Below are 14999 nucleotides of genomic sequence, written 5' to 3' on the forward strand. Positions count from 1 at the left end.
TCCGCTACACTTAGCCAAAAGTCTAGGTTGATCTCCGTGCCAATAAGCGGCTAACTGAGCGCCGACAAACTTAATCGTTTAAGTTCTCAAACAGCCAGCCCCATAAGAACAAGCCGACAAGGAAAACTGCCATGCTCAAGAAGACACTGTTTCCCACGCTCATCATGGCTGGAGCCGCCGGTATCAGCCACGCCCAGGCCGCAGACCTGACCATCTCCTGTGGCGCCGTCGGCGCCGAGCTGACCCTCTGCCAGGAGGGTGTCAGAGCCTGGGAGGAAAAGACCGGCCACAGCGTCGATGTGGTCTCGACGCCGAACTCCTCCACCGAGCGCCTCTCCCTCTACCAGCAGATTCTCTCCGCCAACTCCACCGACATCGACATCATGCAGATCGACGTGGTCTGGCCTGGCCTGCTCGCCAACCATCTGCTGGACCTGCGCGAGGTACTCGGCGACGAGGCCGGTGAGGGTCATTTCGAGACCATCATCGAGAACAACACCATAGACGGCCGACTGGTCGCCATGCCCTGGTTCACCGATGCCGGTGTGCTCTACTACCGTCAAGACCTGCTCGAGAAGCACGGCCATGAGGTGCCCAAAACCTGGGAGCAGCTCACAGAGACCGCCCGGGAAATCCGCAATGCCGAGCGCGCCGAGGGTAGCGAGCGGATGCAGGGCTTCGTCTTCCAGGGCCGCGCCTACGAAGGCCTGACCGTCAATGCCCTGGAGTGGGTGGCAAGCCACGGCGGCGGCACCATCGTCGACAGTGGAGGTGAGATCACCATCGACAACCCGCAGGCCGCTGCCGCACTCGATCGCGCGGCGACCTGGATCGGTGATATCTCACCCAACGGCGTCCTCAACTACACCGAGGAAGAAGCCCGAGGCGTGTTCCAGGGCGGCAACGCCGTGTTCATGCGCAACTGGCCTTACGCCTGGGCCCTGGCCCAGAGCGAGGACAGCGAGGTACGTGGCAAGGTCGGTGTGACCCAGTTGCCCTACAGCGGCGACGGTCAGAGTGCCGCCGGCCTCGGCGGCTGGAACCTGGCCGTCTCCCGCTACAGCGAGAATCCCGAGCTCGCCGTCGACCTGGTGGCCTTCCTCGCCGGCGAAGAGGAGCAGAAGCGTCGTGCCATTGCCGGCGCCTACAACCCCACCCTGGAGTCGCTCTACAAGGATGAGGAGGTGCTCGAGGCGGTGCCCTTCTTCGGCGATCTCTACGAGACCTTCGTCAATGCCGTGGCGCGTCCCTCCGCTCCCACCGGAGATGCCTACGGCCGCGTCAGCAATGCTTTCTTCAGTGCCGCCCATGACGTGCTGTCCGGCAACAAGACCGGTGAGCAGGCAGTCAGCGATCTCGATCGTGAACTCTCCCGCGTCAAGCGTCGCAACTGGTAACCTCCTGGAGCCCGAAATGTCGACTCCCGTAACCGAAAGCGCGCCGATCGCGGCGCGCCCCCTGGCAAGGCACAAGCGCAGCACCAAGGTGCGTCGCCAGAGGGTGCGTGCCGCCTGGATCTTTCTGGCCCCGATGCTGGTCGTCCTTGTCCTGGTTGCGGGCTGGCCGCTGCTGCGCACCTTCTACTTCAGTTTTACCGATGCCTCCCTGTCCGACCTGAGCGATACCCTGTTCATTGGACTGGAGAACTATCTGATATATGAAGATGGTCGCTGGTACGGCGTGCTGGCCGACCCCATCTGGTGGCGCGCCGTCTGGAACACCGTCTACTTCTCGGTGGTCTCGGTCTCGCTGGAGGTGGTGTTCGGCATCATCGTGGCGCTGGTGCTCAACGCCGAGTTCAAGGGCCGCACGCTTGTGCGTGCCGCGGTGCTGATCCCCTGGGCGATCCCCACCATCGTCTCGGCGCAGATGTGGGCCTGGATGCTCAACGACCAGTTCGGGATCATCAACCACCTGCTGATGGTGATCGGGATCATCGGCGAGCCGATCGCCTGGACGGCCGACGCCAGCTACTCCATGTGGGCGGTGATCATGGTCGACGTGTGGAAGACCACCCCCTTCGTCGCCCTGCTGGTGCTGGCCGCCCTGCAGATGCTGCCCAAGGACTGCTATGAGGCCGCCGAGGTCGACGGCATCCATCCGGTAAAGGTCTTCTTCAGGGTCACCCTGCCGCTGATCACCCCGGCGCTGATGGTGGCGGTGATCTTCCGCCTGCTCGACGCCCTGCGCGTGTTCGACGTCATCTACGTGCTGACCTCCAACTCCACCAGCACCATGTCCATGTCGATCTACGCACGCCAGCAGCTGGTCGAGTTCCAGGACGTGGGCTACGGCAGCGCCGCCTCCACCCTGCTGTTCCTGATCATCGCCCTTGCAACCATCGCCTACCTCTACCTCGGTCGCAATCAACTGAAACTGGGAGGCGACTGATGACCTCGCGCCAGCTCTCCAAACACGCCACCCGCATCGGTTTCTGGGTCCTGGTAGCCCTGATCGTCGTGATCGCGGTCTTCCCGTTCTACTATGCCGTAAAGACCTCCTTCACCCCCTCCAGCGAGCTGTTCCGGGTCGAGCTATGGCCCTCTCGCCTGGATTTCACCAACTACGTGCAGATCTTCAGCCAGCGCAGCTTCCTGCAGGCGATCTTCAACTCGATCCTGGTTGCCACCAGCGTGGTGTTCATCGCCCTGCTACTCGGTATCACGGCCTCCTATGCGCTGGGGCGGGTGCGCTTTCGCGGGCGCAGCACCGTGCTGCTGGTGATCCTGGGTGTTTCGATGTTCCCCCAGGTGGCAGTGCTCTCCGGCCTGTTCGAGGTCATCCGTGCGCTCAACCTCTACAACAACCCGGGCGCGCTGATTCTCAGCTATACCATCTTCACGCTGCCCTTCACCGTCTGGGTGCTGACCACCTTCATGCGCCAGCTGCCCATGGAGCTGGAAGAGGCGGCGATCATGGACGGCGCCACCCCCTGGGTCATCATCACCAAGGTGTTCCTGCCGCTGATGTGGCCTGCCATGGCCACGACAGGCCTGCTCGCCTTCATTGCCGCCTGGAACGAGTTCCTCTTCGCCCTGACCTTCACCCTCACCGACAGTCAGCGCACCGTGCCGGTCGCCATCGCCCTGCTCTCCGGCGGCAGCGCCTACGAGCTGCCCTGGGGGCCGATCATGGCGGCCTCGGTGGTGGTCACCGTGCCGCTGGTGGTGCTGGTAATCATCTTCCAGCGGCGCATCGTCTCGGGCCTTACCGCCGGCGCCGTGAAGGGCTGATCCCACCCTAACCATCGAGACATAGCCATTGAGGGACGCCGGGGGCAGGCAGAAGAGGAGGTCCGATTCCAGGGATGGAATCGGTAGCGCCCAGGGAGGGGTTTACAGCGCCTCCTCGCAAGCCTGCCGCCGGATCAGTCCCGATAGCGATAAGGCTGAGAGTTAACGGCAACTTCGCTGAATACCAAACGCTTTCCATGACGCAAGGATTCCAAGATGCAGGACAACACCCTCTGGTGGCGCGGCGGCGTCATCTACCAGATCTACCCGCGCAGCTTCATGGATGCCAATGGCGATGGCATCGGTGACCTGGCCGGCATCACCGAGAAGCTCGACTACGTGGCCTCGCTGGGCGTGGACGGGATCTGGCTGTCGCCCTTCTTCACCTCGCCGATGCTCGACTTCGGCTACGACGTCAGCGACTACCGCGACGTGGACCCGATGTTCGGCACCCTGGATGACTTCAAGGCGCTGCTGGCCCGGGCCCATACGCTTGGCCTCAAGGTGATGATCGACCAGGTCATCAGCCACACCGCCGAGGCGCACCCCTGGTTCCAGGAGAGCCGCGCCGACCGCACCAACCCGAAGGCGGACTGGTACGTCTGGGCCGACCCCAAGCCGGACGGCACCCCGCCCAACAACTGGCTGTCGATCTTCGGCGGGCCGGCCTGGACCTTCGACCCGCGCCGCCGCCAGTACTACCTGCACAACTTCCTGTCGAGCCAGCCGGACCTCAACTTTCACCACCCGGAAGTGCGTCAGGCGCAGCTGGACAATATGCGCTTCTGGCTGGAGCTTGGCGTCGACGGCTTCCGCCTGGACACCGTCAACTTCTATTTCCACGACGCCGAACTGCGCGACAATCCACCGGTGCCGGCAGGCGCCGCCAAGACCCTCGGCGCGCCGGATGCCAACCCCTACACCTGGCAGCGCCACGTCTATGACCTGAGCCGCCCGGAGAACCTCGGCTTCCTCAGGGAGCTGCGTGCACTGATGGACGAGTTCCCCGGCACCACCACGGTGGGCGAGATCGGCGACGACAACCCCCTCGAGCGCATGGCCGAGTACACCGCCGATGGTGACAAGCTGCACATGGCCTATACCTTCGACCTGCTCAACGCCCCCCACTCGGCGGCCTATATCCGCGAGGTGCTGGAACGCTTCCAGCGCCTGGCCGGTGACGCCTGGCCCTGCTGGGCGCTGTCCAATCACGACGTGGTGAGAAGCGCCTCCCGCTGGGGCGACGGCGAGGACCCCATCGCCTACCCCAAGGTGGCGCTCGCCATGCTTTTCTCGCTGCGCGGCAGCGTCTGCCTCTACCAGGGCGAGGAGCTGGGCCTGCCCGAGGCCGAGGTACCCTTCGAACGCATCCAGGACCCCTACGGCAAGGTACTGTGGCCGGAGTTCAAGGGCCGCGACGGCTGCCGCACCCCCATGCCCTGGGAGAACGCCAGGGAAGGCGGCTTTACCGCGGGGGGCGTTACGCCCTGGCTACCGGTGGAGGCTCGCCAGCTGCCGCTCGCCGTCGCCGAGCAGCAGGACGACGCGGAGTCGGTACTCAGCGCCACCCGCCGCCTGCTCACCCTGCGCACCGCCCATCCGGCGCTGTTCGATGGCGATCTGGCACTGGTCGATGTGGGGGAAGCGCTGCTGGGCTTCATCCGCGAGAAGGGCAACGAACGCATCCTCTGCGTCTTCAACCTCACCGGCCAGGCCCATGAGGCTCGCCTGCCGCTTGCGGTGGGCAGGTCTCTGGAAGGGCATGGCTTCACCCATGAGCGCGACGGCGAGATACTGTGCCTGCCGCCCTATCAGGCCGCCTATTTCGTCGTCTGAGACACACTCATAGCAATGCTCATAACAGTGCTCATAACAACACTGCCGGCCCGCCACGAGGCAACCCATCAGCGGGCCGGCTAGGAGATACTCAATGGCAAGCGTCAAACTCGACAAGGTCAACAAGGTCTTCGGCAGCACCCATATCATCAAGGATGTGGACCTGGCCATCGGTGACGGCGAATTCGTGGTCTTCGTCGGCCCCTCCGGCTGCGGCAAGTCCACCCTGCTGCGGCTGATCGCCGGGCTGGAGTCGATCAGCGACGGCGAGCTCTCCATCGGCAACACCGTTGTCAACGATCTGCCGCCCCGGGAACGTGGTGTCGGCATGGTGTTCCAGTCCTATGCCCTCTATCCGCATATGACGGTCTACGAGAACATGGCCTTCGGGCTCAAGCTGGCCAAGGCATCCCAGGAAACCGTTCATGAACGGGTCATGGCCACCGCCCGCATCCTGCAGCTGGAGGAGCTGCTGGAGCGCAAGCCCAAGGCGCTCTCCGGCGGCCAGCGCCAGCGCGTCGCGATGGGGCGGGCCATGGCGCGCGAACCCCGCATCCTGCTGTTCGACGAGCCACTCTCGAACCTGGACGCTTCGCTGCGGGTCCAGATGCGCAACGAGATCGCCCGCCTGCACCAGCGTCTCGAGTCCACCATGATCTACGTCACCCATGATCAGGTGGAAGCCATGACCCTGGCCGACAAGATCGTGGTACTCAATGGTGGCCGTATCGAACAGGTAGGCAGCCCCCATGAGCTCTACCAGCGCCCGGGGACCCGATTCGTGGCCGGCTTCATCGGCTCGCCGACCATGAATTTCATGCCGGCAAAACTGCTCGATGCCGACGAATCGGGCTGTCGTGTCAGCGCCAGTGGCATGGCCCAACTCGACCTGCCCCAGGATGCTGTCGGCCAGGCCAAGGGCACCGGCCTGACGATCGGCGTACGCCCCGAACACCTGCGCCTGACCGAGGCCCAGGGCGCCAACAGCTTCGAGATCGTCAACGTCGAGTACCTGGGCAACGAGGTCTATGTCTACCTCGACCCCAAGGAGGGCGACACCCTGCTGATCCAGCGCAGCGAGGCGCCCACCCACTGGTCGGTCGGGCAGCGTGTCGCTCTGGCCCCGGACCCGGCGCATGTCCATCTGTTCGACGGCGAAGGCCGGGCGCTCCCGGTCAAGGCCGTAAGCGCCGTGGCATGAGCGGGACTGTCGCGGCCACGACCGGGGCGGTATGCTTGGCATGCACTCATTAGCAGGAAAAGAAAAAGTGTCAAAACCGTCGCGCCGCATGACCCTGAAGGACCTGGCACGGGAGATGGGCGTTTCCACCGCCACCATCTCCAATGCCTTCAATCGGCCGGACCAGCTCTCACCGGCGCTGCGGGAGCGCATCCTCGACGAAGCCAAGCGGCTCGGCTATCGCGGACCCGACGCCAAGGCCCGCAGCCTGCGCACCGGCCGCTCGCGCATCATTGCGGTGCTGCTCGCCGAGAGCCTCACCTACAGTCTCAACGACGCCGTATCCAGCGAATTCCTCTCGGGGGTTGCCGAAGTTCTCGACGCCCAGGGCCATACCCTGCTGCTGCTCTCCGCGCGCCAGGCCCAGAGCCCGATCCCGGGCTCGGCAAGCATGGCGGACGGCTTTATCGTCTATGGCCTGATTCCCACCTCGGAGCTACTCGACTCGCTTCCCGTTCAGGCTTCGCTGGTGGCAGTGGATTTCGATGTGACGGGCTATCCATCGGTACATATCGACAACGAGCCGGCCTGCTATGCCATCGCCCAGTATGCGCTGAAGGCAAGAAGGCCCAGGCGACCCGCGATCGTCAACCTGCGCCTGACCGTCGAGCCCTGCAACGGCTATATCACGCCCGACCATGCCCTGCTGCCGGCCGATCGCACCATTACCCGTGCACGACTGATGGGCTTTGACCGCGCCCTGGCCGAGCATGGCTTCGAGACCGAACGGGTGCCGAAATGGAACGTGGAAGAGAATACCTTCGACGTCTGCGCCCCGGTGATCGAGTCGATTCTCGACCTGCCGGACGAGGAGCGGCCGGACCTGCTGTTCTGCATGTCGGACCGTCTCGCTCTGACCGCCCTGACCCTGGCCGAGCAGCGTGGCATTCGCGTTCCCGAGGATCTACGGCTGACCGGCTTCGACGGTATCGCCGAGGGGCAGTACCGGGCGCCAAGGCTCACCACCGTGTGTCAGGAGAGCCATGCCAAGGGACGCCTGGCAGCCCGCATGATCCTGGGGCTCGATGAACCCCATGCCAAGATGCTGCATACCGAACTCCTGGTCGGTGACACCTGTCCCTGACCACGGCACCTGCCCTCTGCTTGCATATTGCTTGCACGATTCCTGACCATTGGCTGCATCGCACGGGTGGATGATGACGGGGCCGTCCCCCCGTCGTGAGTCACCCTATGCCTCGTCACGCCGCCGCTCCCCGCGCGCCGCATTGCTCCTGTTTCCATGCTCGACAACGGGGGCGCCTCACGCTTGGCCCCCTGCTGGCGCTGCTGGTACTGGCGGGCGGCCTGTTTCTGGCCTGGTGGCTGATCAGCCAGCCCCCAAGGGTGGAGCGCCGTGCCCCTGCCGAGGCACCGCCCCCGCTGGTGGACGTCGTCACCGCCCACCAGCGCGCTGCGGCACCCTCACTGCATGGCTTCGGTCGCGTTCAGGCCGAGCGCGAGGCGCATCTTTCCAGCCGGATTGCCGGCCAGCTGCTCGAGTTCGCCCCGAATACCCTGCCCGGCATGGTGGTGGAGGCCGGCGCCCCCCTGGCCCTCATGGACGACACCGACTTGCGTCTGGCGCTGCGCGACGCCGAAGCGGGATTGGCCCAGGCCCAGGCCCAACTGGCCATGGAGCGGGGCGAACAGCAGCGCGCCCAGTCGGAGTATCAAAGCTTCGGTCGCGACCTGCCCGCCGACAGGCGAGCCCTGGTGCTGCGTGAGCCACAGCTGCGCGTGGCCGAAGCGGAAGTCGAACGCGCCACGACGGCCCGGGACCGGGCCCGACTCGACCTGCAGCGCACCACTCTCACCGCGCCCTGGCGCGGCATGGTGCAGTCTCGGCTGCTGGGCGCCGGCAGCGAGGTATCCAGCGGCACCGAGCTGCTGCATCTGGTCGATGTCACGCGCTTCTGGGTCCGGGTCTCGCTGCCCGGCGAGGCGCTGGGCTGGCTGGACGCCGCAACGGACGACGCTCCCGGCAGCCAGGTGACCATCAGCAGCCGCAGCTGGCCCACCGGCCATGAACGTCGAGGCGAACTGATCGCCGTGCTGCCGACGCTGGAGGAGAACGGCCTTCAGGCCCAGCTGCTGGTCGCGGTGGACGATCCTCTCGGCCTCGAGCTGGGCTCCCCCGCCCTGCGTCTCGGCGACATGGCGCGGCTCGACTTCGCCGCCCGCCCCCGTGAGGGGCTCTTCGTGCTGCCGGTAGCGGCGCTGCGCCCCGGCGACGAGATCTGGGTGCTGGACGATGAGGACCGCCTTCGCCGTCGCCAGGTCACGGTCCTGCACCGGGGCGACGAGCGTGTACTGATCGAAGAGGGCCTCGAGGAGGACCAGCGCATCGTGATCTCCCAGCTCGGCCAGCCCCGGGAGGGCATGCGCCTTCGTGCTCGGGTCGCCGACAGCGAACGCCCCGCAGGTGCCGTCAGGGAGCCCACCTCATGATGCGTCGCGGCCCCATCGCCTGGATGGTCCATCACGGCGTCGCTCCCAACCTGCTGATGCTGCTGCTGATCGTCGGGGGCCTGGCGGCATCGACCACGATCAAGAAGGAGGTCTTCCCCGATTTCGAGCTGGAGATCATTCATGTCGCCATCGGCTATCCCGGTGCCACTCCCGGAGAGGTGGAGCGCAGCCTGCTGCTGCCCATGGAGGCGGCACTGGCCGACGTGGATGGTATCGACGAGCTGACCGCCACCGCCAGTGAGGGGGCCGGACGGGTCTCGGCCACCCTGGTCGAAGGCGTCGAGGTGATGCGGGTCTACCAGGAAATACAGCAGGCCATCAATGCGATCACCACGCTGCCTGCCGCGGCCGACCCGGCACGCTTCAGCCTGGCAGGTCGCTCACGCAGCGTCATGAGCCTGCAGCTGCATGGCTGGGTGGATGAACGGCTGCTGCATGAGATCGCCGAGGACATCCGTGCCGAACTGCAGGCGGCTCCCGGCATTTCACGGGTCGAGCTCTCGGGTAGTCGTGACCGCGAAATCCAGGTGCTCCTCGACGAAGAGGCCATGCGGCGACACGGCATCGAACACCGTCAACTGGCAAGCCGGATCGGCGACGAAGCCATGGACCTCGCCGGTGGCCGACTGGCCACCGGCGAAGGGGAGTGGCTGGTCCGCTACCAGGGGCGTCGCGACGACCTCCTGGGCTTCGCCGACCTGCCGATCATCGGCTCCCCTGACGGTGCACAGCTGCGGCTTGGCGATATCGCACAGGTCGTGGACGGCTTCGCCGAAACCGATAGCGAGGTACTGTTCAACGGCGACCCGGGTATCAGCCTGGATGTGTACCAGATCGGCAACCAGACGCCGATCGGCATCAGTGACGCCGTCACGGCACAGCTCGAGCGGCTGCGCGCCGGACTGCCCGAAGGAGTCAGTCTGAGCGTGTCGCGGGACACATCCGAGGTCTACCGCGACCGCCTCTCTCTGCTGCTGAAGAACGCCTGGCTGGGGCTGGCACTGGTGCTGGTGCTGATGGCGCTGTTCCTCGAGGCACGCCTGGCGTTCTGGGTCACCCTGGGCATCCCCACGGCCTTCCTCGGCGCCATGCTCTTCCTGCCCTGGCTGGGTGTGTCCATCAACATGATGTCGATGTTCGCCTTCATCATTGCGCTGGGCATCGTGGTCGACGATGCCATCATGGTCGGCGAGAACATCCACAGCTATCGCGAGCAGGGCCACTCCCTGCGCGAGGCCGCGGTACGCGGCGCCAGGGAGATGGCCGTGCCGATCAGTTTCGCCATCCTCTCCAATATCGTCGCCTTCCTTCCGCTACTGTTCCTGCCGGGCTTTCTGGGCATGATCTTCGCCGTGGTTCCGGTGGTGGTGATCACGGTATTCCTGGTCTCCTGGCTGGAAGCGCTGTTCATTCTGCCCGGCCACCTGGCCCACCGTGCCGGTGGCCGAGAAGGCTCGGCCTGGCTCAAGCCTCTGGACCGCCTGCGTCGGACCCTGCAGGGCGGACTGTCGCATTTCACCCAGCACCAATTCGCCCCTTTCCTGCAGCGCGCCCTGGATCAGCGGCTGCTGACCGTCTGCCTGGCCATTGCCCTGCTGGTCGTCGCCATCGCCTGGGCCATGAGCGGCCGACTCGGCTTTTCGCTGATGCCGCGGGCCGAGTCAGACCGGGTTCAGGCCACGGTAACCCTGCCCGTCGGCAGCCCCATCAGCGAGGATCGCCGAGTCCGTGATCAGCTGCTGGAGAGTGCCCTGGTATTGAGCCAACAGGAAGGTGGTCCGCGCTTTTCCGCCACTCGCGCCCAGATCGACGGTGATCGTCTGAACGTACGCCTCACCCTGGCGCGTGACAGCCTCGACGACTGGCCCCCCTCCCGGGTGGCACGGGCCTGGCGGGAAGAAGCCGGCGATTTCACCGGGGTCCAGGCCGTGCGCTTCGAATCCGATTTCGGTGGCCCCGGCCAGGGAGCCGACCTGACCCTGCGCCTCTCCCACCCCGACAGCGGGGCCCTGGAGGCCGCTGCAACCCGTCTGGCCGATGAATTGGCCCAACTCGATGGCCTCACCGATATCGACAGCGGCCTGGCCGACGGCAAGCCCCAGTTGGAAATCCGGCTGTCTCCCGAAGGAAGAGCGATGGGCCTGACCGGCGCAGATCTGGCCGGGCAGCTACGCGGCCCGCTTCAGGGCGCCACCGCCATCGAGCAGTTCATCGGTCGTCACGAGATCAGCGTGGTGGTGAGGCTACCCAGCAGCGAACGGAACAGCCTGAGCGACCTCTACCAGCTACCGATCCGCACCCCCGATGGCGTGACGGCGCCGCTCCATCGGGTAGCCGATATCCACCTGGGCCGTGCTGCCACAACGCTTCAGCGTATCGACGGCCGGCGGATCATCAACGTCACCGCCGAGGTGGCCAGCGAAACCCAGGTCAATCAGGTGCTGGGCACACTGCAGGCCGACGTCTTTCCCGCCCTCCAGGTCGGCTGGCCGGGGCTCGAGATCGCTCCTGGCGGCCGCCAGCAGGAGACCGCTGACAACGTCTCGGTGCTCTCCCAGGCCACCTGGCTGACGCTGATCGCCCTCTACGCCCTGCTGGCGATTCCCTTCCGCAGCTATCTGCAGCCGCTGCTGGTGTTGGCCGCGATCCCCTTCGGTGTGATCGGGGCCGTGGCCGGTCACATGATCATGGGTTACGGGCTGTCGGTGATCAGCCTGATGGGCATGCTGGCGCTCTCCGGCGTGGTCATCAACGATGCCCTCGTCCTGATCGACTATGCCAACCGGCGCCGCCGGGAAGGCCTGGGTGCGCGTGAAGCCATCGTCGCCGCCGCGACACGTCGTCTGAGACCCATCATGATGACGACCATGACCACCTTCCTCGGGCTTGCCCCGATGATCTTCGAGACATCGCGTCAGGCTCGTTTCATGATCCCGATGGCCATTTCGCTCGGCTTCGGCATGCTCTTCGCCACCGTGATCCTGCTGGTACTGGTACCCTGCCTCTACCTGATGCTGGAGCGCCTGCGCGAACGCATCCACGGCCGCCAACTCACCACCGAGTCATTGGAGCCCACCCGATGAGCCTTCGTCTTCCCCGCCCCGCCATTTCACGCTTGGGGATCAAGCTGTTCGTGATCATCCTGGTGGTCAACGTGGGTATTGCCGGGCTGGTCTTCCTGGCGGTGTCGCGCAGCCTGGATCGCGGCTTCATCGATTACCTGGAAACCACCCAGGCCAGCCGTGCCGAGACCCTGGCGGAAGGGCTCGGCCAGGAGTGGGCAAGACGTGGCGGATGGCAGTGGCTGCGCGACTCTCCGCCGGCCTGGCAGGGCCTGGTTCGCCAGCAGCTTTGGCCCGGCGAAGGCCCCCCCGCCCACGGCATCGAGCGCCGCCTGGGCGACGCCCGGGACTTTGTGCTGCATGATGCCGATGGCCTGCCGGTGATAGGGCTTGCCCCGGATGACAGTGAAACCGCCTCGGAGCTGCACTGGCTGCCCATCGAGCACGAGGGCGAGCAGGTCGGCACCCTGGGCTACCGCCCTCCCCAGCAGCTGATGGCCCGCATGGACCGCATCTTCCTATCCCGCCAGCAGCGCAACCTGGGCATCATCATCGCCGCGCTGGGCGTGGCCTCGCTGCTGCTGGCCGGCGGGCTCGCCTGGTGGCTGGGTCGCCGCACCCGCAGCATGGCCCAGGCCACCCGACGTCTCACCGAGGGCGACTACAGCGCGCGCCTGCCTGAGCAGGGGCGTGACGAACTCTCGCGCCTGGCCCACGATTTCAATGTGCTGGCGGCCACCCTGGAAGCCAGCCGTGAGGCCCGGGCCCGCTGGGTCTCGGACATCGCCCACGAGCTGCGTACGCCCCTGTCGATACTGCGCGGCGAGATCGAGGCGATGCAGGATGGTATCCGGCCCTTCAATGAGGACAACCTCTATTCTCTCTCCCAGGAGGTCGGCCAGCTGGAGCGTCTGGTTACCGACCTGCGGCTACTGTCGCAGAGCGATGCCGGCGCCCTGGAGGTGCAGCTCGCGCCCCTGGACCTGGCCGAAAGCCTCGCCGCATGGCTCGAGGAGGCCGACGGCTGGCTCGAAGACAGCGGTCTGGAACTCGCCACAGACATCCAGAAACCGGCCTGGGTTCGTGGCGATGCCCGCCGACTGCGCCAGCTCTGGAGCAACCTGCTCGATAACAGCCGCGCCTATACCGCGCCGCCCGGCCGGCTGGAAGTTAGCCTGAGCCACGAAGGCGATCGCGTCCGGATCACCTGGCAGGATAGCCTACCTGGCGTACCAGAAGACGCTCTCGGCCGTCTCACCGAGCGCCTCTACCGGGTGGAGGACTCACGTAACCGGGCCAGCGGCGGCAGCGGGCTGGGTCTCTCCATCGCCAGCGCGCTGGTCAAGAGCCACGGTGGCGCCATGCATGCCTCTGCCGCCTCGCTGGGTGGGTTATGCTGGACCATCGAGTTTCCCGCCCTGGAAGACGACATACCCAGCCGATAAGGAAAGGACCCCATGCACGACGCCGACGCCCCGCGAGACACCCTGCTGATTGTCGAAGACGAGCCCAAGATCGCCCGCCTGGTGGCCGACTACCTTGAGGGTAGCGGCTTCGCCACGCACCCTATCGACCATGGCGACGCGGTACTGCCCTGGCTGCAGGAGAACATGGCTGGCGAGGGCGCCCCGTCGCTGGTGCTGCTCGACCTGATGCTGCCGGGTACCGACGGCCTGACCCTGTGCCGTGAGATTCGCCAGCGCTGGCCGAAGCTCGCCATCATCATGCTCACGGCCAGGGTCGAGGAAGTGGACCGCCTGCTGGGCCTGGAGCTGGGCGCCGACGACTACATCTGCAAGCCGTTCAGCCCGCGGGAAGTGGTCGCCCGGGTCAAGGCCGTACTGCGCCGCAGCCGGGCCGCCAGTGACCCTGCGGCCAGCGACGGCAGCAACCTGGTGCTGGATGACGACGGCTGGCGCGCCCTGGCCGATGGCCAGGACCTGGGCCTGACCGCCGTCGAATACCAGCTACTAAAGGTGATGATGCAGTCGCCTGGGCGGATCTTTTCGCGCGACCAGCTGATGGACCGTATGTACCGCGACCACCGCATCGTCTCCGAGCGCACCGTTGACAGCCACGTCAAGAAGCTTCGCAAGAAGATTTCGGATACCTGGCCTGAACGCGAGATCATTCGCTCGGTCTACGGGGTAGGCTACAAGTATCAGCCCGAGGAGTAGGCTCCACAGGGTTTGCACACTCCCTGCACGCCCGCTGCACGCCACTTCCGGATACTGACACCATCACCCCAGCACCGAGGAGTTGCTTGATATGAAACGTTCTATGTCCCGCACGCTGTTGATGCCTGCCCTGCTCGCCGTCGCCATTGCACCACTCTCCCTGGCAGCAACTGCCGGCCAGGGCGACAAGGGCTGGAACGAGCAGCGTCAGGCGCTGTTCGAGCGCGCCGGCCTCGACGAGGAGACCCGAGCGGCCCTGGAAGAGGCACATGACGAGCACCGCCAGGCCCTGCGCGAGCTGCACCAGCAGCATCGCGAGCGCATGGATGAGATTCTCGACGAAGACGAACGTGAGGCGCTACGCGAGGCCAAGCGCGAGATGCGCCAGGAGCATCATGGCGAACGCCAGGGCTATGGCCGCCAGGGTTTCCCACAGCGCCTGAGCACCCTGGTCGACAGCTGGGATCTCTCCGACGAGGAGCGTGAAGAACTCACCGAACTTCGCCAGTCCCTCTATGCTGATATGCGGGAGCTGCGCGAGCAGTCGTTCGATTCCCGTGAAGAGCGGCGTGAAGCCTGGCAGGCGCTGCGCGACGAGCATCAGGAAGCCCTCGGCGAAGTACTGAGCGAAGAGCAGATCGAAGCGATGAAGGCCATGATGCAGCCACAAGGCCACAAGGGCCATGGCAAGGCGCATGGACAGAAGCACGACCGCTGATTCTTGGCTCAACGCCTGTATACCCTGGCCCGACCTGCGTGTCGGGCCTTTTCATGGGCGCTCGTCCGCTATGGGTGAACGCCTGCTAGTTGTAGAGCACGTCCGGCCCTTCAGCCGACGGAAAGCATCCCTGTCCTTGCTGTCTTTACTGATACTTCCTCGCCTCCCATAAACACAGGGTTGAAGCTACGCCAGGATGTGCGTATTTTATTTGAACGTTCATTTAAAAAAACACTCCCGCCATACAGCCGTCGAGCCAGCCGC

At 65.5% G+C, this 14999-nt stretch carries 11 protein-coding genes; all 11 read left to right on the forward strand.

Annotation, left to right across the window (positions count from 1 at the left end; genetic code table 11):
* Positions 1-131 precede the first annotated feature (131 nt).
* Entirely contained in the window at positions 132-1397 is a 1266-nt protein-coding gene (locus KZO25_RS03825) for an ABC transporter substrate-binding protein (protein WP_223135938.1), read from the forward strand.
* Between the two features lie 16 nt (positions 1398-1413).
* Positions 1414-2391: a carbohydrate ABC transporter permease gene (locus tag KZO25_RS03830; RefSeq protein ID WP_223135939.1), complete on the forward strand. Its 978-nt coding sequence runs from the start codon at positions 1414-1416 to the stop codon at positions 2389-2391.
* Positions 2391-3233, forward strand: coding sequence for a carbohydrate ABC transporter permease (locus KZO25_RS03835; protein ID WP_223135940.1), 843 nt, complete (start codon positions 2391-2393; stop codon positions 3231-3233). Before KZO25_RS03830 ends, KZO25_RS03835 begins: the two co-directional genes overlap by 1 nt.
* Before the next feature lie 216 nt (positions 3234-3449).
* Complete coding sequence (locus KZO25_RS03840) at positions 3450-5069, forward strand: alpha-glucosidase family protein (protein ID WP_223135941.1); 1620 nt, start codon at positions 3450-3452, stop codon at positions 5067-5069.
* Positions 5070-5163: 94 nt separating this feature from the next.
* Positions 5164-6270, forward strand: a complete 1107-nt coding sequence (locus KZO25_RS03845; protein WP_223135942.1) for an ABC transporter ATP-binding protein — start codon at positions 5164-5166, stop codon at positions 6268-6270.
* 88 nt (positions 6271-6358) lie between these two features.
* Positions 6359-7393, forward strand: coding sequence for a LacI family DNA-binding transcriptional regulator (locus KZO25_RS03850; RefSeq protein WP_223136117.1), 1035 nt, complete (start codon positions 6359-6361; stop codon positions 7391-7393).
* A gap of 107 nt (positions 7394-7500) precedes the next feature.
* Positions 7501-8757, forward strand: coding sequence for an efflux RND transporter periplasmic adaptor subunit (locus KZO25_RS03855; protein ID WP_223135943.1), 1257 nt, complete (start codon positions 7501-7503; stop codon positions 8755-8757).
* Positions 8754-11861: an efflux RND transporter permease subunit gene (locus KZO25_RS03860; RefSeq protein WP_223135944.1), complete on the forward strand. Its 3108-nt coding sequence runs from the start codon at positions 8754-8756 to the stop codon at positions 11859-11861. Before KZO25_RS03855 ends, KZO25_RS03860 begins: the two co-directional genes overlap by 4 nt.
* The gene (locus tag KZO25_RS03865; RefSeq protein ID WP_223135945.1) at positions 11858-13285 is read left to right on the forward strand and encodes an ATP-binding protein; all 1428 of its coding nucleotides are present in this window, start codon (positions 11858-11860) and stop codon (positions 13283-13285) included. Before KZO25_RS03860 ends, KZO25_RS03865 begins: the two co-directional genes overlap by 4 nt.
* A 12-nt stretch (positions 13286-13297) precedes the next feature.
* Positions 13298-14017, forward strand: a complete 720-nt coding sequence (locus tag KZO25_RS03870; protein WP_066444610.1) for a response regulator — start codon at positions 13298-13300, stop codon at positions 14015-14017.
* 91 nt (positions 14018-14108) lie between these two features.
* Entirely contained in the window at positions 14109-14735 is a 627-nt protein-coding gene (locus KZO25_RS03875; protein ID WP_223135946.1) for a hypothetical protein, read from the forward strand.
* Positions 14736-14999: the final 264 nt, after the last annotated feature.

It is taken from the genome of Halomonas sp. ANAO-440 (assembly GCF_019915905.1).
Lineage (GTDB): Bacteria > Pseudomonadota > Gammaproteobacteria > Pseudomonadales > Halomonadaceae > Halomonas > Halomonas chromatireducens.

What these genes read in the sequence shown, in the direction of transcription:
- KZO25_RS03825 (WP_223135938.1), top strand. Translation starts at nt 132, where the DNA reads ATGCTCAAGAAGACACTGTTTCCCACGCTCATCATGGCTGGAGCCGCC.
- KZO25_RS03830 (WP_223135939.1), top strand. Translation starts at nt 1,414, where the DNA reads ATGTCGACTCCCGTAACCGAAAGCGCGCCGATCGCGGCGCGCCCCCTG.
- KZO25_RS03835 (WP_223135940.1), top strand. Translation starts at nt 2,391, where the DNA reads ATGACCTCGCGCCAGCTCTCCAAACACGCCACCCGCATCGGTTTCTGG.
- KZO25_RS03840 (WP_223135941.1), top strand. Translation starts at nt 3,450, where the DNA reads ATGCAGGACAACACCCTCTGGTGGCGCGGCGGCGTCATCTACCAGATC.
- KZO25_RS03845 (WP_223135942.1), top strand. Translation starts at nt 5,164, where the DNA reads ATGGCAAGCGTCAAACTCGACAAGGTCAACAAGGTCTTCGGCAGCACC.
- KZO25_RS03850 (WP_223136117.1), top strand. Translation starts at nt 6,359, where the DNA reads ATGACCCTGAAGGACCTGGCACGGGAGATGGGCGTTTCCACCGCCACC.
- KZO25_RS03855 (WP_223135943.1), top strand. Translation starts at nt 7,501, where the DNA reads ATGCCTCGTCACGCCGCCGCTCCCCGCGCGCCGCATTGCTCCTGTTTC.
- KZO25_RS03860 (WP_223135944.1), top strand. Translation starts at nt 8,754, where the DNA reads ATGATGCGTCGCGGCCCCATCGCCTGGATGGTCCATCACGGCGTCGCT.
- KZO25_RS03865 (WP_223135945.1), top strand. Translation starts at nt 11,858, where the DNA reads ATGAGCCTTCGTCTTCCCCGCCCCGCCATTTCACGCTTGGGGATCAAG.
- KZO25_RS03870 (WP_066444610.1), top strand. Translation starts at nt 13,298, where the DNA reads ATGCACGACGCCGACGCCCCGCGAGACACCCTGCTGATTGTCGAAGAC.
- KZO25_RS03875 (WP_223135946.1), top strand. Translation starts at nt 14,109, where the DNA reads ATGAAACGTTCTATGTCCCGCACGCTGTTGATGCCTGCCCTGCTCGCC.